The organism is Methylophaga sp. UBA3603, from assembly GCF_002375335.1.
GTDB lineage: Bacteria > Pseudomonadota > Gammaproteobacteria > Nitrosococcales > Methylophagaceae > Methylophaga.
This window is the reverse complement of the sequence record NZ_DFMC01000009.1, coordinates 620,287-639,864: the sequence shown is the minus strand read 5'-3', so window position 1 is coordinate 639,864 and position 19,578 is coordinate 620,287. Positions and strand designations below refer to the sequence as shown.

The 19,578-nt window shown below is 44.0% G+C and carries 17 protein-coding genes and 3 tRNA genes; 4 read left to right on the top strand and 16 right to left on the bottom strand.

All coding sequences use genetic code 11. The annotated features are described in order from the left end of the window. Positions 1-28: 28 nt before the first annotated feature. Entirely contained in the window at positions 29-544 is a 516-nt protein-coding gene (gene ectA, locus B4F66_RS10290) for a diaminobutyrate acetyltransferase (protein ID WP_292356000.1), read from the bottom strand. Positions 545-836: 292 nt separating this feature from the next. Here ectA and B4F66_RS10285 point away from each other — a divergent pair, with 292 nt between their 5' ends. After that, positions 837-1,427 carry a MarR family winged helix-turn-helix transcriptional regulator gene (locus B4F66_RS10285; RefSeq protein ID WP_292356002.1) on the top strand — a complete coding sequence of 197 codons (591 nt, stop codon included), beginning with the start codon at positions 837-839 and terminating at the stop codon, positions 1,425-1,427. Here B4F66_RS10285 and B4F66_RS10280 read toward each other — a convergent pair. The 13 genes from B4F66_RS10280 to uvrB form a co-directional block, all read right to left on the bottom strand. Then, on the bottom strand, positions 1,424-3,538 hold the full coding sequence (locus B4F66_RS10280) for a two-component system response regulator (RefSeq protein ID WP_292356004.1): 2,115 nt from the start codon (positions 3,536-3,538) through the stop codon (positions 1,424-1,426). The genes B4F66_RS10285 and B4F66_RS10280 overlap by 4 nt on opposite strands. Positions 3,539-3,696: 158 nt before the next feature. Then, positions 3,697-4,743, bottom strand: coding sequence for an NADP(H)-dependent aldo-keto reductase (locus B4F66_RS10275; protein ID WP_292356006.1), 1,047 nt, complete (start codon positions 4,741-4,743; stop codon positions 3,697-3,699). A 78-nt stretch (positions 4,744-4,821) separates the two neighbouring features. Beyond that, a tRNA-Pro gene (locus B4F66_RS10270) sits at positions 4,822-4,898 on the bottom strand. A gap of 31 nt (positions 4,899-4,929) precedes the next feature. Continuing rightward, positions 4,930-5,292 (bottom strand): MerR family transcriptional regulator, encoded by a 363-nt coding sequence (locus B4F66_RS10265; RefSeq protein ID WP_014706671.1) that lies wholly within the window; start codon positions 5,290-5,292, stop codon positions 4,930-4,932. Further along, positions 5,276-5,572, bottom strand: coding sequence for an integration host factor subunit alpha (ihfA, locus tag B4F66_RS10260; RefSeq protein WP_014706670.1), 297 nt, complete (start codon positions 5,570-5,572; stop codon positions 5,276-5,278). The genes B4F66_RS10265 and ihfA overlap by 17 nt, the downstream gene beginning before the upstream one ends. Positions 5,573-5,604: 32 nt before the next feature. After that, positions 5,605-7,980, bottom strand: a complete 2,376-nt coding sequence (gene pheT / locus B4F66_RS10255; RefSeq protein WP_292356010.1) for a phenylalanine--tRNA ligase subunit beta — start codon at positions 7,978-7,980, stop codon at positions 5,605-5,607. Positions 7,981-7,995: 15 nt separating this feature from the next. Beyond that, on the bottom strand, positions 7,996-9,033 hold the full coding sequence (gene pheS / locus B4F66_RS10250) for a phenylalanine--tRNA ligase subunit alpha (RefSeq protein ID WP_292356012.1): 1,038 nt from the start codon (positions 9,031-9,033) through the stop codon (positions 7,996-7,998). Between the two features lie 103 nt (positions 9,034-9,136). Beyond that, complete coding sequence (rplT, locus tag B4F66_RS10245) at positions 9,137-9,496, bottom strand: 50S ribosomal protein L20 (RefSeq protein ID WP_014706667.1); 360 nt, start codon at positions 9,494-9,496, stop codon at positions 9,137-9,139. Between the two features lie 15 nt (positions 9,497-9,511). Then, positions 9,512-9,709: a 50S ribosomal protein L35 gene (gene rpmI / locus B4F66_RS10240; protein WP_014706666.1), complete on the bottom strand. Its 198-nt coding sequence runs from the start codon at positions 9,707-9,709 to the stop codon at positions 9,512-9,514. Positions 9,710-9,741: 32 nt separating this feature from the next. Continuing rightward, a complete protein-coding gene (gene infC / locus B4F66_RS10235; RefSeq protein ID WP_300497415.1) occupies positions 9,742-10,269 on the bottom strand; it encodes a translation initiation factor IF-3 in 528 nt (175 codons plus the stop codon). Continuing rightward, positions 10,265-12,190: a threonine--tRNA ligase gene (gene thrS / locus B4F66_RS10230; RefSeq protein WP_292356014.1), complete on the bottom strand. Its 1,926-nt coding sequence runs from the start codon at positions 12,188-12,190 to the stop codon at positions 10,265-10,267. The genes infC and thrS overlap by 5 nt, the downstream gene beginning before the upstream one ends. Positions 12,191-12,269: 79 nt before the next feature. Further along, a tRNA-Val gene (locus tag B4F66_RS10225) sits at positions 12,270-12,346 on the bottom strand. A 98-nt stretch (positions 12,347-12,444) separates the two neighbouring features. Continuing rightward, positions 12,445-14,457 carry an excinuclease ABC subunit UvrB gene (gene uvrB / locus B4F66_RS10220; protein WP_292356016.1) on the bottom strand — a complete coding sequence of 671 codons (2,013 nt, stop codon included), beginning with the start codon at positions 14,455-14,457 and terminating at the stop codon, positions 12,445-12,447. 72 nt (positions 14,458-14,529) lie between these two features. On the opposite strand from uvrB, the gene B4F66_RS10215 reads away from it, so the two are divergent. Continuing rightward, entirely contained in the window at positions 14,530-15,717 is a 1,188-nt protein-coding gene (locus B4F66_RS10215) for a pyridoxal phosphate-dependent aminotransferase (protein ID WP_292356018.1), read from the top strand. A 25-nt stretch (positions 15,718-15,742) separates the two neighbouring features. Here B4F66_RS10215 and B4F66_RS10210 read toward each other — a convergent pair whose 3' ends face one another. Beyond that, complete coding sequence (locus B4F66_RS10210; protein WP_292356020.1) at positions 15,743-16,387, bottom strand: hypothetical protein; 645 nt, start codon at positions 16,385-16,387, stop codon at positions 15,743-15,745. A 165-nt stretch (positions 16,388-16,552) separates the two neighbouring features. Between B4F66_RS10210 and B4F66_RS10205 the strand changes: the two genes are divergently transcribed. Both B4F66_RS10205 and B4F66_RS10200 read left to right on the top strand, forming a co-directional pair. Beyond that, positions 16,553-16,628: transfer RNA gene (locus B4F66_RS10205), tRNA-Asn, on the top strand. Positions 16,629-16,963: 335 nt separating this feature from the next. Next, positions 16,964-18,736 carry a methanol/ethanol family PQQ-dependent dehydrogenase gene (locus B4F66_RS10200; RefSeq protein WP_292356022.1) on the top strand — a complete coding sequence of 591 codons (1,773 nt, stop codon included), beginning with the start codon at positions 16,964-16,966 and terminating at the stop codon, positions 18,734-18,736. 161 nt (positions 18,737-18,897) lie between these two features. Here B4F66_RS10200 and B4F66_RS10195 read toward each other — a convergent pair whose 3' ends face one another. Continuing rightward, positions 18,898-19,578, bottom strand: coding sequence for a response regulator transcription factor (locus tag B4F66_RS10195; RefSeq protein WP_292356023.1), 681 nt, complete (start codon positions 19,576-19,578; stop codon positions 18,898-18,900).

Sequence of the window (19,578 nt, the reverse complement as noted above, 5' to 3'; positions counted from 1 at the left end):
GCCATCGCTGACCTGAATTCAGTATTAATTAAGCTATTGGTTTAAACGGACCGACTTTGACTAACATTTCAGTATCATGCTGATCGGCAAAATGTTGTTTTCGATCAAACATTACGCTACTGCTAATCTCGGTATCAAGCTTACGGGCAAGGCTTTCAAATAACGCCCAGGAAGCTTTATTGTCTGGGGTTATCGTCGTTTCGATTCGCTTAATGTCACGGTTTTGTTCACGCGACAGAATTTCTTTAAGCATTCTTCCGGCAAGTCCTTGACCTCGGGCCTTTTCACCAACGGCAACCTGCCAGACAAATAATGTTTCAGGGCGTTGTGGTATGCGGTATCCGGAAATAAACCCTACCAATTCATTATCAAGAACAGCTGCTACAGCTGTCTCGGCAAAGTGACTGCTTTGCAATAAGTTGCAATACATCGAATTGGTATCTAACGGTGGGCATTCAGAAATAAGTTTATGCACGGCTGCACCAAGTTCTGCCGTTGGTTGCACTAACTCAATTGGTAAAGGTGCAGTCTTTACTTGGCTCATATATGTAATCAACTCTAATGTTTATGGCACTAAGTACTTAGTGATGTAAAAAAATCTGTAAATTCCATCATAATTACGTTTAATTAATATAATCATGCATTTATGACTTGCAGATGACAGAATCTAAATATATAGTACACTAAACAAATTAAAAGTCCAGACCACTTTGCGCTCTATTATTTAATTCGAGCTCTTTAAAATGGTTTGTATAAAAGTCTGGCTGTTTAGCCGATAAGACTCGTAAAGCGGTTTACCCCAAGTTGAAATATTCATTAAAGAAACGTGGGAAAATATGTTGAATTCAATTCAAATTAATACTGAAACTATAGACGCACTTGGTCTAGATAAAGAGCAAAGGGAACACCTGTTGAATCATATTGAAGAAGTGCTTATTGCATTGCGTCGGGTTATCCGCGCCACCGACCTACATTCCAAATACCTGGCTAAAACCACCGGCTTGACCGCACCCCAGATACTTTTATTACAAACATTGCGGGATAAGGGGCAAGTAACCATAGGTGAATTGGCTCAGGAGATGAGTTTAAGTCAAGCGACAGTGACCACTATTCTGGACCGGCTGGAAAAACGTGGATTGGTTTATCGACAACGCTCTCAGACCGATAAACGTAAAGTTCATGCATACCTGACTGAGACCGCTACAGAAACACTTAAAAGCGCGCCTATTCCTTTACAGGATCGTTTTACTCGTGAATTCAGTAAACTGGATGAATGGGAACAGGCAATGATAATGTCCGCTATAAAACGGGTTGCTCAAATGATGGACGCCCAGCATATTGATGCCTCACCTGTTCTTGATATTGGTTTGCTGGATCGGTACGAGGATGAACAGGATGTCGTTAAAATGTCTGCAAAAAAACGTTAGGAATTTTGCAGGCCATTTCCGCTCTCAAGCAGACGTTCAATTTCACTCACTGGCAGGGGTTTACTATAGTAATACCCTTGTAATTCCTTACAGCCCATTGTCGTCAGCATGTTTACCTGCTCAATGGTTTCAACGCCTTCGGCAATGGTTCTCAACCCCAGATTATCTGCAAGTTGGACAATGGTCCGTGCAATCGCAGCATCTTTAGGGTTTTCAACAATTTCATCAACAAAACTTTTATCAATTTTCAACGTATCAATCGGGAAATTTTTCAAATAACTTAATGAAGAATAACCGGTTCCAAAATCATCAATTGCCAGCCCTACTCCCATGTCTTTTAATGCTCTGAGTAATGGAATAGTTTCCATTACATCCTTGAGCATAGCCGTTTCCGTGATTTCCAATTCTAGAGAAGATGCTGGAAGCCCCGAGTTCTTCAGACTTAGTCCAACCTGCTCCAGCAATAACTGCTGATTAAACTGCATTGCAGACAGGTTCACCGAAACCCGCCAGTGAATATCAAAACGTTTTTGCCATTTGCGTGTTTGTAAGCATGCCTGTTGCAAAACCCATTCGCCAATGGCAATGATCAAACCGGTCTTTTCGGCCACTTCAATAAAGGTGAGTGGACCTAGCAGACCTTTTATCGGATGCAACCACCTCAACAAAGCTTCAAAACCAATAATCTGCTGTGTTTTTACATCAATTTGTGGCTGATAAAACAACAGAAATTCATTGCGTTCCAATGCCTGGCGGAGATCCTGTTCGGTTTGCAATCGCTCATACAAATAATCATTCATTTCTGCTGAAAAGAACTGGTAATTATTACGTCCCAGTTCCTTTGCGTGATTCATTGCCACATCAGCATGTTGCATCAAACTTTGTACGTTATCGCCATCCTCAGGGAAAAGTGCAATACCAATACTGACCGTACTGAAAACGTTGTAACCTTTTATATCAAATGATTTTTCAAACTTGGCAACAATGCGTTGCGCTATATTTGCCAGTACATCCACATTATCAATATTGGTCAGCATTACCGTAAACTCATCGCCAGCAAACCGGGCAACGCGGTCATCCTTATCCTTACTTACCGCAATCAAATCTGCATCCCGCAGACAATCCTTAATTCTTGCTGCGGCTTCACATAACAATGCATCACCAACTGCATGACCATAGGTGTCATTGATATGTTTAAAGTGATCCAGATCGATAAACATCAACGTTAACGATTGTTTTTTATGCCGGGCCCGGGCAATTGCGGTTTCCAACTGCTCAATAAACAAGCGGCGATTGGGTAAGTCGGTCAGCGTATCGTAATAGGTAAAGTAAGCAATTTCCTGCTCTGAACGTTTAAGTGAAGTGATGTCCTGCAAAGTGCCAACAATCTTCCACCCACTATAATCCTCGATAATTTCCGTGCGTTCATGCAAATAAAATAATTCGCCATTATCTAACTGAATACGATATTCAATATCATAGGGATATTTACTCTGTATTGCCCGACGTAGAGCCTGCTTAAATAAAGGTCTGTCTTCGGGGAAGATACGACGAAGAATCTGCTTGAATGAAATGCCTTGGGAAGTATCTTCGATACCCAATAACCGATGCAGATCAGCACTGCATTCAATTGCATTCTGCTTAAAATTCCATTCCCAGTAAACCAGATGGGCAATTGCCTGTGCCTTGGCCAGTTTTGAGCGACTCTGACTGAGCTCGCGCAGGGTATTGTTGGCTTTGAGAATGTAACGGATTCGGTGGGCAAATAACGGCCACTTGAAAGGTTTGGTTATAAAATCTGTTGCACCAGCTTCGAATGCTTTTTCAATGTCATCAACTTTGTCATGAATGGTCACCATAACAATCGCTGACTGTTGCCCTTTGGGAAGTGAACGTAACTTTCGACAGCAGGTAAATCCGTCCATGCCAGGCATGGAGACATCCAATAGGGTTATATCAGGTAAATGCTCGGCAAATAAATCGATTGCCTGTTCACCATTTTGGGCTTCAATAACCGTTAAGTTCGGATCCTGAAGTGATTGCTTCATCAGCAGGCGAGTCACCGGATCGTCATCAACAATAAGCACGGTATAAAAGGATGGACTATCCATGTTGCCAGCTACCTGAATTTCTAAGCAAAGAAACACTGATATAAGAATGACCAAACAGATCAGCGGCAGTTTATATCAGCAATATTTAAGAAGAATATAAACTACCATAGCGTTGTCAGCTTTAACCTGCGCTAGCGCACATTTCTGAAAAGTTAGATTCAGGGGGCCGGGTTAGATATGGTTTTATGGATATCCTCAATCGAAGCAACAACTTCATCGGAAAGCATTAATTGCTCGCTGCCAATATTGGTCTTTAGTTGTTCCATAGTGGTTGCGCCGATGATAGTCGCCGCAACAAATGGTCGACTATTCACATAAGCCAATGCCATTTGCGCTGGATCCAACTGATGTCGCTGTGCTAAATCAACATACGACTGCGTGGCTTGAACAGCCTGTGGGTTGCTGTAACGGGCATAGTGAGGCCATAAACTCATTCGCGCATTGGCAGGTGCATTGTTCTGTAAATATTTTCCGGTTAGCACACCAAAGCCCAAGGGTGAGTAAGCCAATAAGGGAACATTCTCCCGATAGCTGATTTCGGCACAGCCAATCTCATAGGTACGGTTCAACAAACTGTAAGGATTCTGCACTGAGGCAATCACGGGCAGATTCATCGCTTTTGCCACTGAAATAAACTGCATCAAACCCCAGGGAGTTTCATTGGATAAACCGATGTAGCGAATTTTTCCTGCCTTTACCTGTTTTTCCAGTGCCTGCAGGGTTTCAATGACTGGCGTCATGGTTTCTTCAGTGGCATCGTGCTGATACCCTAATTTCCCAAAATAATTGGTTTGTCGTTCAGGCCAATGTAATTGATATAAATCCAGATATTCGGTTTGCAAGCGTTGCAAACTATTGTCTAACGCTTCGCTGATATTTTTATCATCAAATCGTGATTTACCCTGACGTATGTGCCCTACCCAATCTGCTCCTGGCCCGGCAATTTTACTCGCAAGCACCAAATCATCACGACGACCACGTTTCGCTAACCAATTACCAATAATCGCTTCAGTTGCGCCATAAGTTTCCGCCTTGGGGGGAATTGCGTAAAGCTCAGCTGTATCAATGAAGTTAATACCCTGCGATACAGCGTAATCAAGCTGTTCAAATGCTTCCTGTTGAGTGTTCTGTTCACCATAAGTCATTGTGCCAAGACAAATCTGGCTGACTTTAAGATTACTATTGCCCAGGGTATTAAATTGCATAGTCGATCCTGTGATTTTCAGACGGTAGAAACAAAACAACGCCCATTAAGAGCGTTGTGATGATATTAAAGTTGCGTATGGTCGGGACAGAAGGATTTGAACCTTCGACCCCTTGCACCCCATGCAAGTGCGCTACCAGGCTGCGCCATGCCCCGACAAGCAACAAAACAGTGAAATTATAACGTATTAAGCCAGTATCGTCCGAATTTGTTCCAGCTCTTTCAGCATTTCATCAATCAGTTGTTTGCGATTCTCATTACTGGGTGCAGCTTCTGGTTTGTGTTCGGTTTCCAATTGCTGACGGGCACCACCAATGGTAAATCCCTGTTCATAAAGCAAGCCACGAATTTCACGAATCAGCACCACATCATGGCGTTGGTAATAACGGCGGTTACCACGACGTTTAACGGGTTTGAGCTGAGTAAACTCCTGTTCCCAATAACGTAGTACATGTGGCTTCACCCCACATAACTCACTGACTTCACCAATGGTAAAGTAACGTTTACCCGGAATTGCAGGTAGTTCGTTGTTATTACTCGCCTCTAGCATAACTGTCCACCCTTGCTTTCAGTTTTTGGCCAGGACGAAAGGTAACAACACGACGGGCGGTGATTGGAATTTCTTCACCCGTTTTAGGGTTACGGCCAGGCCGTTCATTTTTGTCGCGCAGTTCAAAATTACCAAATCCTGAGAGCTTCACTTGATCACCTTCCTCAAGTGCACCACGGATTTCTTCAAAGAACATTTCGACCAGTTCTTTTGCTTCACGTTTATTAAATCCCAACTCTTCATAAAGTTGTTCAGTCATATCGGCTTTTGTGAGTGCCATTCTTTACCTCTATTCTTATTATTGAACCGACGTTAGGTTCTAACAACCGCACCCAACTCACTTTGCAGCTTGTTGGTAATTTGCAGCATTAATGCATCGACTTCATCGTCGGTCATGGTTCGCTCACCATGTTGAAGATGGAAAGCGACCGCAATGCTCTTCTTGCCAAGCTCGACACCATCTCCAGAATAAACGTCAAACAATTGAATTGACTTAAGAATATCAGACTCGATACCTTTCAGGCAATGCTCAATTTCAACGGCTACAATGGAATTGTCGACAACTAAAGCGAGATCTCTGCGAATAGCAGGATAACGCGATAGCGTAGTAAATTTTGGAATGGCAGATTGCAGACAAACCGTTAATGCCAATTCGAAAACATACGCTTTACCAGTAAAGCCTAATGGCTTATTCAGTTTGGGATGCAGTGCTCCCAACCATCCCACTGGTTTATCATTTTGATAGATACGTGCAGATTGTCCAGGATGCAATGCAGGATGTGGTTCAGCGCGGAATTCGACTTTGCCATTTCCCAGTGCCAATATCGCCTCGACATCAGCTTTCACATCATAAAAATCAACTTTACGGTTTTTTTCTGACCATTGTTCGGGATGAATATCGCCATAGACCAGTCCGCCAATACAAAGATACTGATCGATATCAGCCAATTCACCCCGGAACACACGCCCCACTTCAAACAACCTAATTCGGTCATGCTGACGATTCAGGTTATAAACCATCGCCTGCACCAGACCCGGCCACAATGAATGACGCATCACAGACAGATCCGCTGAAATCGGATTGGCTAATTTGATTGGTTCGATATCACTGTCGGCAAAGTGTTTTTGCAATGTTGGGTCAACAAAACTGTAGGTGATTGCTTCAAAATAACCACGATCCACCAACAGACTTTGCAGACGTTCTGTGGCAAGCTGTTTTTCTGAAATTGCACCGGGTAATACACTGATTTCAGGCCGGGTTTGCGGCAACCGATCATAGCCGTAGAGACGACCTAATTCTTCAATCAAATCCACTTCGATATTAATATCAAAACGGAAACTTGGCACAATCACCAGCCAGCCATCTCTGACTGCTGTAACTTCCAGCCCCAACCGAGTCAGCTGTTCTTCTACTTCAGCAGCTTCCAGCTCAATTCCCAACACCCGTTTAATACGGTTTGCACGTAGCAGAATTTGCGGCGTTTCAGGTAACGCACTTTCCTCACTGATAATCGTTAGCGGGCCTGGCTGACCACCGGCAATTTCCAGAATCAACTGCGTGGCCCGTTGCATTGCCTGTTGTGCCAATTGAGGATCAACACCCCGTTCAAAGCGATGTGATGAATCAGTATGCAATCCATAACTTCTAGCCTGCCCTGCAATCGCATCAGGCGTGAAAAAGGCCGCTTCGAGAAACAGCGATGTTGTTTTATCATCAACGGCGGAAGCTTCTCCACCCATTACACCAGCAAGAGCCAGCGGACCAGATGCATCGGCAATAACTAATGTCTGTTCAGCAATCTCAACTTGCTGACCATCCAATAAAGTCAGTTTTTCGTCTGTCTTGGCAAACCTTACAATAATGTTCTGCTGTAACTTCTGCAGATCAAATGCATGCATTGGCTGCCCCAGCTCCAACATCACATAATTAGTGATGTCCACCACGGCGCTCAGACTCCGTAATCCACTGCGACGCAGTTTTTCCTGCATCCATAACGGCGTTTTGGCGTCAGGATTAATATTTTCAATCACCCGACCAATATAATTTGGGCAGGCTTGTATGGCTTCTACTGAAACTGGAAATGTTGTCTGAACAGTTGCCGCAATCTCATTAATAATGACGGGGGTAAGATTGGTACGGCTAATCACACCCAATTCGCGTGCAATACCGGCAACTCCCAGACAATCACTGCGGTTTGGTGTTAAATCGACTTCAATGGTGAAATCATTTAATGCCAGATAATCGCGAATATCGCTCCCAACAGGTGCATCAGCCGGTAATTCCATCAGACCGTCAGAGGATTCAGTTAAACCAAGTTCTTTAGCAGAACACAACATACCGAAAGATGGTTCACCACGCAGTTTGGCTTTTTTAATTTTAAAATCACCTGGCAAGACTGCACCAACAATGGCAACTGGAATTTTCAAACCTTCCCGAACGTTGCTGGCACCACACACAATATGCAATAACTCATCACCAGCTACATCCACTTCACAGACACGCAATTTGTCAGCATCCGGGTGTGAAACAACTGATTTCACCTGTCCAACTAATACACCTGAAAAATCCCCGGCAACAGGCGAAACCGAATCAACTTCCAGGCCCGCCTGAGTCAATTTCTCGGCAATAACCTGCACATCAAAATCAGGATTTACCCATTCACGTAGCCAATTTTCGCTTAATTTCATGGCGAACTTCCTATCCTATTTGAACTGACGCAGGAAGCGCAGATCGTTCTCAAAAAATAATCGCAGATCATTCACGCCATATCGCAACATCGCCAGGCGCTCAACGCCCATGCCAAATGCCAGACCCAGATATTTTTCACTATCAATATTGACGTGCTCGAATACTTTAGGATGCACCATGCCGCAACCCAGCACTTCCAGCCAGCCGGTATGACTACAGACACGACAACCTTCACCACCACAGATCACACATTCAATATCCGCTTCTGCAGAAGGCTCGGTAAATGGAAAGTACGAAGGTCGAAACCGCACATTGAGTGGTTTTTCAAAAAATGCCTGTAGGAAATCGGCAAGAATACCTTTCAAATCGGTAAAGCTGATGTTTTCATCCACCATTAAACCTTCTACCTGATGGAACATCGGCGTATGGGTTAAATCTGAATCACAGCGATATACCCGGCCCGGTGCAATGACCCGTAAAGGTGGCTGTTCATTTTCCATGACCCGGATCTGTACCGGTGAAGTATGGGTGCGCAACAGCATTTCGGCGTTGAAATAAAACGTGTCATGCATCGCACGCGCTGGATGACTTTCAGGAATATTCAATGCGGTGAAGTTATGGTCACCATCTTCAATTTCCGGACCTTCGGCAATTTGAAAACCGATTTGACGGAAATACTGTTCAATGCGTTGCAAGGTGCGAGTCACCGGATGCAGACCGCCAACTTCAGCATTACGACCGGGTAAAGTTACATCAACCGTTTCGGCAGCCAAAGCGGCATTCATGGCCTGCTCAGCAAGCAACTTGGACCTGGCTTCAGTCAGACCTGCTACTTCCTGTTTGGCCAGATTCACTTCCTTACCAATTAACGGTCGTTCTTCCGCGCTGAGATTACTCAACTCTTTGACATACCCCGTGATAAGGCCTTTTTTGCCCAGATATTCAACCCGGACATTATCCAGCGTCTTGGCATCGGTCGCGTTTTGAATCGCGGACTTCGCTGCCTCAACAATATCTTTTAATGCCAGTAACTGCGATGACAGTTCAGCCATATTTCCTCCACCTGAGGATCAATCAGAAATAAAAAAGGGCCGTCATCAACGGCCCTTTCCTGTGTAACTAATAATAAGATCCGCGCTAAAGCGAACCGACTGATTAGTTAGCCAAAGCCGCCTTTGCTTTTGCAGCAATAGCAGCAAATGCAGCAGAATCGTGATAAGCAATATCTGCCAATACTTTACGATCGATTTCAATAGATGATTTTTTCAGACCATCGATCAAACGACTGTACGAAATTCCACATTCACGGGCAGCAGCATTAATACGCGCAATCCACAATGTACGGAATACACGTTTTTTCTGACGACGATCACGGTATGCATATTGACCGGCTTTGGTAACTGCCTGGACAGCTACACGATAGACATTCTTGCGACGACCATAATAGCCTTTGGCCTGCGCGATAACTTTTTTATGACGGGCTCTGGCTGTTACGCCACGTTTTACTCTAGCCATTGGAATACTCCTTAATTATAGAAGAGGCAATAATTTGCGGACTGACAAATGATCTGCTTTACAGATTGTCAGCGTGGAACGCAGTTGGCGTTTCCGCTTAGTGCTTTTCTTGGTCAGGATATGGCTAGTAAACGCTTGAGCGCGTTTGAACTTTCCGCTACCGGTGCGTTTGAAACGCTTCGCTGCACCGCTATGATTTTTCAATTTTGGCATTTGGAACTCCGCATTGTTAATTTAATTAATAGTTATTTTTTATTACTTGGCGCCAAAACCATAATCATTTGCCGACCTTCTTTCTTCGGATGTTGCTCAATAACCGACAGGTCTTTCAAATCATCGGCTACTCTTTCGAGCAATTTCAGACCTAATTCCTGATGGGCCATTTCACGTCCACGAAAGCGGAGGCTGACTTTGGTTTTATTACCTTCTTCGAGGAAACGTGTCAGGTTGCGTAGTTTTACCTGATAGTCACCCTCTTCCGTCCCTGGTCGGAATTTTATTTCCTTTACCTGTATCTGTTTTTGCTTTTTCTTAGCAATGGCCTTTTGTTTATTAGCCTCAAACACATACTTGCCGTAATCCATAATACGGCAGACAGGTGGTTCTGCCTGTGGGGCAATCTCCACCAAATCCAACTCGGCTTCTTCAGCTAATTCCAAGGCTTTCGCCAATGAAATAATACCTAATTGTTCACCGTTTGCATCGGTTACACGAATTTCTCTGGCTGTGATTTCAGAATTCAGCCTTTTTTGATCTGTAGCGATGTTTTTAATCCTCTAAAATAATTCGACCGCGGCGAGCGACGTCTTCTTGAAGCAAGGAAACGAAGCTCTCTAGCGACATAGCGCCTAAATCTTCGCCTTTGCGAGTACGTACTGCCACGGCATTTTCTTGTGCTTCGCGATCCCCAACAACGATTAGGTAAGGTACGCGACGCAATGTGTGCTCGCGTATTTTAAAGCCAATCTTCTCATTTCTCAAGTCCGTATCAGCTCTAAATCCCTGATTTTTCAATTGTTGGGCAATTTGTTGAACATAATCTGACTGTTTATCGGTAATTCCCATGACCATAACCTGACGAGGTGCAAGCCATGCCGGAAACGCGCCAGCATATTCTTCAATGAGTATACCGATAAATCGCTCGAGTGATCCAAGAATCGCACGATGCAGCATTACCGGTACCTGTTTGGAACCATCATCTGCCACATAAGTTGCATCTAATCGGCCAGGCATTGAGAAATCCACCTGAATGGTGCCGCATTGCCAGACCCGCCCCAGACAATCTTTTAAGGAGAATTCGATCTTCGGTCCGTAAAACGCACCCTCGCCCGGCTGCAGTTCCCAGTCCAGATCTTTGGCATTTAATGCCTGTTCAAGTGCATGTTCCGCTTTATCCCAAACGGCATCACTACCGACACGATTTTCCGGACGAGTCGATAACTTAATAATAATGTCGTTAAAACCAAAATCGGCATAAACGTTAAACAACAGATCTATAAAGGTAGAAACCTCAGTCTGAATTTGATCTTCAGTACAGAAGATATGCGCATCATCCTGAGTGAATCCACGCAGACGCATCAAACCATGCAAGGTACCGGAGGGTTCATTACGATGGCATGAACCAAATTCCGCCATACGCAAAGGTAAATCACGGTAGCTTTTCAGCCCCTGATTAAATATCTGAATATGACAAGGACAATTCATTGGTTTAACCGCGTAATCACGATTTTCAGAATGAGTACTGAAAATCATGTCACCGAATTTGTCCCAATGTCCTGATTTTTCCCACAGACTGCGGTCCACAACCTGCGGGGTGCGCACTTCCTGATAGTCATTTTGAGCCAGTACATCGCGAATATATTTTTCCACTTCGCGATAAATCCGCCAGCCATTGTCATGCCAGAAGATCATGCCAGCCGCTTCATCCTGCAGATGGAAAAGATCCAGACTTTTCGCCAACTTACGATGATCACGCTTTTCGGCTTCTTCCAGACGATGCAGATAGGCTTTCAGGTCTTTTTTATCTGACCAGGCTGTACCATAAACCCGTTGCAGCATTTCGTTTTCAGATTTACCACGCCAGTAAGCACCGGCCAGTTTCATCAGTTTGAATGCTTTGAGTTTTCCGGTATTTGGTACGTGCGGACCACGGCATAAATCCATGAATTCACCCTGTCGATACACTGACAGGATTTCATCCTTAGGAATATCTTCGATGATTTGAGCTTTATATTCTTCACCCATTTCACGAAAGATCTGAACTGCTGCATCACGGGTGACTTCTTCACGGACCACTTGCAGATCTTGCTTGACCAGCTCTTCCATACGTTTTTCGATTTTCTGCAAATCTTCCGGTGTAAAACCTTTTGGATAGGAAAAATCGTAGTAAAAGCCATCTTCGATAACCGGGCCAATAGTGACCTGTGCATCGGGATAAAGTTGTTTTACGGCTTGAGCTAACAGATGTGAGGTCGAATGTCGGATGATATCGAGCCCTTCTTCATCACGTTCGGTGATGATGGCAAGCTCAGCATCATCCTCTATAACGTAATTGGTATCGACCAGTTTGCCATTCACTTTACCGGCCAGAGCAGCCCGGGCTAAACCGGCACCAATATCGGCAGCAACATCATGAATTGAAACGGGGTGATCGAACTGGCGTTGACTGCCATCAGGAAGGGTAATTGAAATCATACTATATCCTTGGTTGTGGCCAATACGAGAGGCCTTAAAAACCAAAAAGCACCTGCAAGAGGTGCTTGATGTATATATCTGGTAGGCACGATTGGATTCGAACCAACGACCCCCACCATGTCAAGGTGGTGCTCTAACCAACTGAGCTACGTGCCTGCTGTGAAGCGCGAAATTATACGCAGTCAGGCATATTTTGCAAGCGCTTTATACCGCCAATAGAACTAAGTATTTCCAAGCGTATGTATAGGTCTCTATTACAAAGCAACCGGCCCTAGCGCCATCTTTCTGACTTTATCAAGTTCATCTCTTAATTTAGCCGCTTCTTCAAACTCCAGGTTCTGTGCATGTTTATACATTGCATTTTCAATCTGTTGAATACGTTTGGCCAATTGTTGTGGAGACAGTGAGGCATATTTGGCATGTTCTTCTGCCACTTCGGCAAAGCGCAGTTTTTCCTCTTTTTTGCTTTTCGAATCATCCATGCCACCACGAATCGATTTGATAATACCCATTGGGGTAATGCCATGCTCCAGATTGTGGGCAATCTGTTTTTCACGACGCCGATCGGTTTCATCAATTGCCCGTTGCATTGAGCCGGTAATCTTGTCGGCATATAAAATCGCTTTACCATTAAGGTTTCGCGCTGCACGCCCAATTGTCTGAATCAGCGAACGGTCACTGCGCAGGAACCCTTCTTTATCAGCATCCAGAATCGCTACCAGCGAGACTTCAGGTAAATCCAGTCCTTCCCTGAGTAAGTTGATACCCACCAGCACATCAAACTCACCCAGCCGTAGATCACGCAGAATCTCCATCCGTTCGACCGTATCGATATCCGAATGCAGATATCGCACTTTGACGTTGTGTTCGCGAAGATAATCAGTGAGATCTTCAGACATACGTTTGGTCAAGGTGGTGACCAAAACCCGCTCATTGACGGCTGTGCGTTTATTAATCTCGGAAAGCAAATCATCGACCTGCGTACCGACCGGACGAATTTCCACTTCGGGATCGATTAACCCGGTTGGACGCACTACCTGTTCGACGATATTGCCGGCATGTTCTGCTTCATATTTCCCGGGCGTAGCCGAAACAAAAATGGTTTGCGGTGCCTGCTTTTCCCATTCATCAAACATCATTGGTCGGTTATCCAGTGCAGACGGTAATCGGAAACCATAATTCACCAGCGTTTCCTTACGTGACCGATCCCCCTTATACATCGCGCCAATCTGCGGAATCATCACATGGCTTTCATCAATGACCAAAATGGCATCATCAGGCAGGTAATCAAATAAAGTGGGCGGTGCCTCTCCTGCTTGTCGAGTCGATAAATGTCGAGAATAGTTTTCAATACCGTTGCAGTAGCCAAGCTCTAATAACATTTCGATATCAAAACGGGTGCGCTGCTCTAAGCGCTGAGCTTCGACTAATTTATTCTGTTCATTTAGCTCAGCCAATCTTTCACGTAATTCATCTTTGATCGAATCCACAGCACCCAGAATGGTCTCGCGGGGGGTGGCATAGTGCGTTTTCGGATAAATGGTAATGCGGTTCATCCGTTGCAATATTTCACCCGTTAACGGATCGAAATAACTGATCTGCTCTACTTCATCATCAAACAACTCTACACGTACCGCATCACGTTCCGATTCAGCCGGGAATATATCAATAACCTCGCCTCGAACCCGATAGGTACCACGCGATAATTCAATATCATTTCGCGAATACTGCAACTCGGCAAGACGCCGTAAAATTTCGCGTTGATTAATGATATCGCCCTGAACCAGATGCATGACCATCGCCAGATAGGCATCTTTATCACCCAAACCATAAATACAGGACACACTGGAGACGATAATCGCATCGCGCCGTTCCAGCATGGCTTTGGTTGCTGATAAACGCATTTGTTCGATTTGTTCGTTCACCGACGCATCTTTGTCTATAAAGGTATCGGATGACGGCACATAGGCTTCCGGCTGATAATAATCGTAATAGGAAACGAAATATTCCACCGCATTATTGGGAAAGAACTCTTTCATCTCACTATAAAGTTGTGCAGCCAGCGTTTTATTGGGTGCCAGAACCATTACCGGACGCTGCACAGCTTGCGCAACATTGGCAATCGTAAAGGTTTTTCCCGAGCCGGTGACCCCCAACAGGGTCTGCCACATTTCACCGTTGTTTAATCCCTCAACCAGCGAGGCAATCGCAGTTGGTTGATCCCCCGCCGGTTCAAACTCGCAGACTAATTCAAATTGTTTTTTCATACTCTTTAGCAATGTCCGTGTTTATCGTATATTACGGTTTTCTAATCACTATCGTTTCTCGAAGGACAGATTTTGACTATCAAACTCTCACAGCGCGTTCAAAGCATCAAACCCTCACCTACTTTAGCCATTACCGCACGCGCCGCGGCCTTGAGAGCCGAAGGTAAAGATATTATCGGTCTTGGTGCCGGCGAACCGGATTTCGATACGCCGGATCATATTAAACAAGCAGCCGTTAAAGCGCTTGATAAGGGCCAAACCAAATATACCGCGGTTGATGGTACCGCTGAATTGAAAAACGCCATCATCAAAAAGTTTTCCCGTGATAACGGTTTAACTTACGAAGCCAATCAAATTCTGGTTTCATGTGGCGGTAAACAAAGCTTCTTTAATCTGGCACAGGCTTTATTAGAGTCTGGCGATGAAGTAATTATCCCGGCCCCTTACTGGGTATCTTATCCTGATATGGTTTTACTCGCTGATGCCAAACCGGTGATCATCATTGGCGACCGTGATCAACGTTATAAAATCACTCCACAACAACTTGAAGAAGCCATCACTGACAAAACCCGGTTATTTGTCATCAACAGCCCTTCCAACCCAACCGGCATGACTTACACCAAAGCTGAACTTGAAGCATTGGGCGAAGTGTTGCGTAAGTATCCTGACATTCTCATCGCCACTGATGACATGTACGAACTTATATATTGGGCCGATGAACCGTTTTACAATATCGTAATGGCTTGCCCTGATTTATATGACCGCACAATCGTTATGAATGGTGTCTCCAAAGCCTATTCAATGACTGGCTGGCGTATTGGTTATGCCGGTGGCCCTGCTCAATTAATCGGCGCGATGAAAAAAATTCAATCGCAGAGCACATCAAACCCCACCTCTATTTCACAAGCGGCCTCAGTCGAAGCCTTAAATGGTGATCAGGGCTGTGTACAAACTATGCTGGTTGAATTCAAAAAACGTCACGATTTTGTGGTCGAAAAACTGAATCAGATGCAAGGCATTACCGCTCTCGAAACAGATGGTACTTTTTATGTGTTTCCAGATATCAGTGGTGTATTGGCTAACAAACCAGATTTAACAGATGATATGGACTTTGCAGAAGCCTTATTGGTTGAAAAAGGTGTTGCAGTGGTTCCTGGAACCGCATTTGGTCTGAAAAACCATATTCGTTTATCAATTGCCACCAGCGAAAGTAATTTACAAAATGCTTTACAACGCATTGCTGAATTTATTGAGCAATAAATTACTCTGATAATTGCATTTGAGCCTAGGGATTAGGCTCTTTTGGCTTTTCCTGATCATCTCTGTCTGTTGGATGATTAACTGGGTTAAGTTCTGTTTCAATCCAGTTAATCACCTCTTTCTGTTGTTTACGGTTCACCATCTGCTCAGTGGAGATCTGTTTTGGAAAAATGCATGAACCTCCATCATGTTTTAGTTTAAAGCCACGCCGGGCTCCCACTGGATGTTTACTGGGCGCATGTATAGCAGCAGCTCTTAATTCAAGCGTTTCAACCTGTTCAAGCACAATTGCTTCTCCTTTTGCTGCTTCAGCATTCTCAATAATATCTCTGAAGGTTCCAAGTACCAGATAGCCCCCATTTAACAATGGTCCCTGACGCAGAGTCTGCTGAACATTTTGCTCCATCACATTCACCCGTTTGAACTGGGTAACACCAAGCTCATATATTTCTCCGGATTGCATCGTTACAACTGCCTGGACACATTGAATATGAATCGCTCTCTCACCCATATTGACCAATAGGCACAATGCATCAGGATTTTCATTCTGGGCATGGTGAAAAATCAGATAAGGTCGATTACTGCGGCGATATTGAACAAATAATAGTTGTAAATAAATCACCCAGATAAGTGCCATAACGGCAGAGCTAATAGGAGCAATATATTCCACTTAATCCTCCTTCTGTCTAAAAAGTGTTTTAAGCCAGTCAACACGATACAGTTGAAAAAATATTACAATCAATAACATATATAAAGTCATGCCCAGACAGTTAAAAAAATTAGTAGTAATCCTTGACCCTCCGGGCTCAAATCACTATCATAGCCATCTTTCTGTTCCCCGATAGCTCAGTTGGTAGAGCAAATGACTGTTAATCATTGGGTCGCTGGTTCGAGTCCAGCTCGGGGAGCCAATGATTATTAAAAAACCTCAGCAAGTGCTACTTCTGAGGTTTTTTTATGTCTGAAATTTGTTAATCACTTCTTTAATACTCCATCAATTTGTAAATCGATCTCTTCTCCATCAGATAGACCGTGCTCAAACTTATATATATGTTCTTTACAGAATTTCTTCTGCTTAACATCTACCGCGCCAACTTGACTGTGGTTCCAGAGCGTTAAAAAAGATTCGGACACACGGGCAATTATTCCTGTTACCTCGTTGCTAACATCCTCACTCCGTTCAAAAGCTAATTTCACATGACGGTTAATTATCGGTTTTTGAAGCGGCTAACATAGAGGAAACAATATGAATAAAACTAAATTATCTATCGCAATGATGTCATTGGCGCTTCCCGGTCTCACTGTTGCAGATGAGTTACTCGGCATGCAGGAAAATCCAGAGACATGGGTTATGTCAGCAGGAAACTATGCCAATACACGTTACAGCCAATTAGATGAAATCAATCTGGAGAACGTTAAAGATCTGGAAATGGCCTGGTCTTTTTCTACCGGCGTATTACGCGGGCACGAGGGTAACTCGTTGATCATTGATGATGTGATGTATGTCCATACACCTTATCCAAATATCGTCTATGCACTGGATTTGAACAACGATGGGGCCATCAAATGGAAATACGAACCCAAACAAAACTACTCTGAAACGGTTCCAGTAATGTGCTGTGACGTGGTCTATCGTGGTTTGTCTTATGGGGACGGTAAAATTTTCCTTAACCAGGCGGATACCACGTTGGTGGCGTTAGATATTGATACCGGTGAAGTGCTCTGGTCAGATAAACGTGATACCCCAACTACCGGCGCAACCAATACCGGTAATGCCAATGTCTTTAAAGACAAAATCATTGTCGGTATTTCCGGTGGTGAATTTGGTGTTCGTGGCTATGTTCAAGCCTATGATATGAATGGCAAAACACTCTACAAAGCATATAGCACCGGACCTGATGACGAAATGATGGTCGATCCAGAAAATACCACCGCTATGTTACAACCAATCGGCAAAGATTCCTCATTGAATTCCTGGCAAGGTGAGCAGTGGAAAATTGGTGGCGGCACTACCTGGGGCTGGTTCTCCTATGATCCTGAAATGAATCTTTATTACTACGGAACCGGTAATCCATCTACCTGGAATCCGCTACAACGACCAGGTGACAACAAATGGACCATGTCCCTGTTTGCTCGTGATCTGGATAGCGGTGTAGCCAAATGGATCTATCAGATGACACCCCATGATGAATGGGATTATGACGGCGTTAACGAAAATATTCTGGTGGACCAGAAAGTAAAAGGCAAAATGCGTAAGATGCTGGTGCATTTTGACCGTAATGGCTTTGGTTACACCATGGATCGTGCAACCGGTGAATTATTGATAGCTGAAAAATTCGACCCAAGTGTTAACTGGGCCAACAGCATCAATATGAAAACGGGACTTCCGGATCGTGTGGCCACTTACTCACCTGAAGCCAATGGTGAAGATACTCAGACAACCGGTATCTGTCCTGCGGCCCATGGAGCCAAAGATCAGCAACCTGCGGCTTATTCTCCAAGAACGGGTTTGTTCTATGTACCAACCAACCATATCTGTATGGATTTGGAACCGTTTGAAGTTGAATATTTAGCCGGTCAGCCATACGTCGGTGCTGAAGTAAATATGTTTGCGGCCACCAAAGACAATATGGGTAACTTTATTGCCTGGGATGCTCGTGAAGGCAAAATCGTCTGGACAAATCCTGAACGGTTCTCAGTTTGGTCCGGAGCCATGGTTACCGCTGGCGATGTTGTTTTTTATGGCACGCTGGAGGGGTATCTGAAAGCCCTGGATGCCAAAACCGGACGTGAACTTTGGCGCTTTAAAACTCCATCGGGCATTATTGGCAACGTCAATTCATACAAACACGATGGTAAACAATACATCTCAATTTTGTCAGGCATTGGTGGTTGGGCCGGTATTGGTATGACCAATAATCTGGAAAATGATACCGATGGTCTTGGCGCTGTAGGTGCCTACAAATCCCTATCGAGCTGGACCACACTGGGTGGTGTATTAAGCGTGTTTAGCTTGTAAGTTAATGTAAAAGCAGCTTCATAAATTGGCCCGGCATTCTTAGTAGTGCTGGGCTTTTTTTATTGGATTCTGTGGAAACAAATTCAACAAAGGAAGATTTTCACTGACCTAAGAGTTTGCAGCAAAATGGCTAATTGAAATTCCCAGCCGACATCCTTATGTCAATTAATGTTTAATCTGTAACCTACACCACGAAGCGTTTCGATAAAGGATTCGGATTGATGAATGTCGAATTTTTTGCGTAAACGATTGATATAAACATCAACCACATTCGTCAATGGATCACTGTTGAGTTGCCAGACAGCATTTAGTATACGTTCACGACTTAACACACGACCTTTGGATTTTGCTAAAAACAACAATAAGTCAAATTCCATTGTGGTCATTTTTATCAGCTCATTCCCCTTATAAACTGTCCTGTGGGTCAGAGAAATAGAAATATCATTCAGTTTAATAATATTTTCATCGACATCAGGTCCATTTATTCCCCGACGGGAAAGCACTTCGATACGGGCAAGTAATTCTTCAAAATCAAAAGGTTTTGTTAAATAATCATCGGCTCCTGCACGCAAGCCGTGAACCTTTTCTTCAATATCATCCAACGCTGTAAGAAATAACACCGGCGTAGAAATACCTGCATTACGAATATGCTTTAAAAAACTGATGCCGTCTGTATCCGGTAACATTCTGTCAAGAATAATGACATCGAAGCTATGTGAATTGACCAGCATAAGCCCTGATTGACCATTATGAGCCTGTTCACAAAAATAGCCTTCAACCCTCAAACCTTTGCAGATAAAATCGGCCACACGCTTTTCATCTTCAACAATCAATATTTGCAT

Excerpts from the sequence above, each read along its gene's own strand:
- B4F66_RS10285 (WP_292356002.1), top strand. The coding sequence starts at position 837 with ATGTTGAATTCAATTCAAATTAATACTGAAACTATAGACGCACTTGGT.
- B4F66_RS10195 (WP_292356023.1), bottom strand. The coding sequence starts at position 19,578 with ATGCAAATATTGATTGTTGAAGATGAAAAGCGTGTGGCCGATTTTATC.
- pheT (WP_292356010.1), bottom strand. The coding sequence starts at position 7,980 with ATGAAATTAAGCGAAAATTGGCTACGTGAATGGGTAAATCCTGATTTT.
- thrS (WP_292356014.1), bottom strand. The coding sequence starts at position 12,190 with ATGATTTCAATTACCCTTCCTGATGGCAGTCAACGCCAGTTCGATCAC.
- B4F66_RS10275 (WP_292356006.1), bottom strand. The coding sequence starts at position 4,743 with ATGCAATTTAATACCCTGGGCAATAGTAATCTTAAAGTCAGCCAGATT.
- rplT (WP_014706667.1), bottom strand. The coding sequence starts at position 9,496 with ATGGCTAGAGTAAAACGTGGCGTAACAGCCAGAGCCCGTCATAAAAAA.
- rpmI (WP_014706666.1), bottom strand. The coding sequence starts at position 9,709 with ATGCCAAAATTGAAAAATCATAGCGGTGCAGCGAAGCGTTTCAAACGC.
- uvrB (WP_292356016.1), bottom strand. The coding sequence starts at position 14,457 with ATGAAAAAACAATTTGAATTAGTCTGCGAGTTTGAACCGGCGGGGGAT.
- B4F66_RS10280 (WP_292356004.1), bottom strand. The coding sequence starts at position 3,538 with ATGGATAGTCCATCCTTTTATACCGTGCTTATTGTTGATGACGATCCG.
- ihfA (WP_014706670.1), bottom strand. The coding sequence starts at position 5,572 with ATGGCACTCACAAAAGCCGATATGACTGAACAACTTTATGAAGAGTTG.
- B4F66_RS10265 (WP_014706671.1), bottom strand. The coding sequence starts at position 5,292 with ATGCTAGAGGCGAGTAATAACAACGAACTACCTGCAATTCCGGGTAAA.
- pheS (WP_292356012.1), bottom strand. The coding sequence starts at position 9,033 with ATGGCTGAACTGTCATCGCAGTTACTGGCATTAAAAGATATTGTTGAG.
- ectA (WP_292356000.1), bottom strand. The coding sequence starts at position 544 with ATGAGCCAAGTAAAGACTGCACCTTTACCAATTGAGTTAGTGCAACCA.
- B4F66_RS10200 (WP_292356022.1), top strand. The coding sequence starts at position 16,964 with ATGAATAAAACTAAATTATCTATCGCAATGATGTCATTGGCGCTTCCC.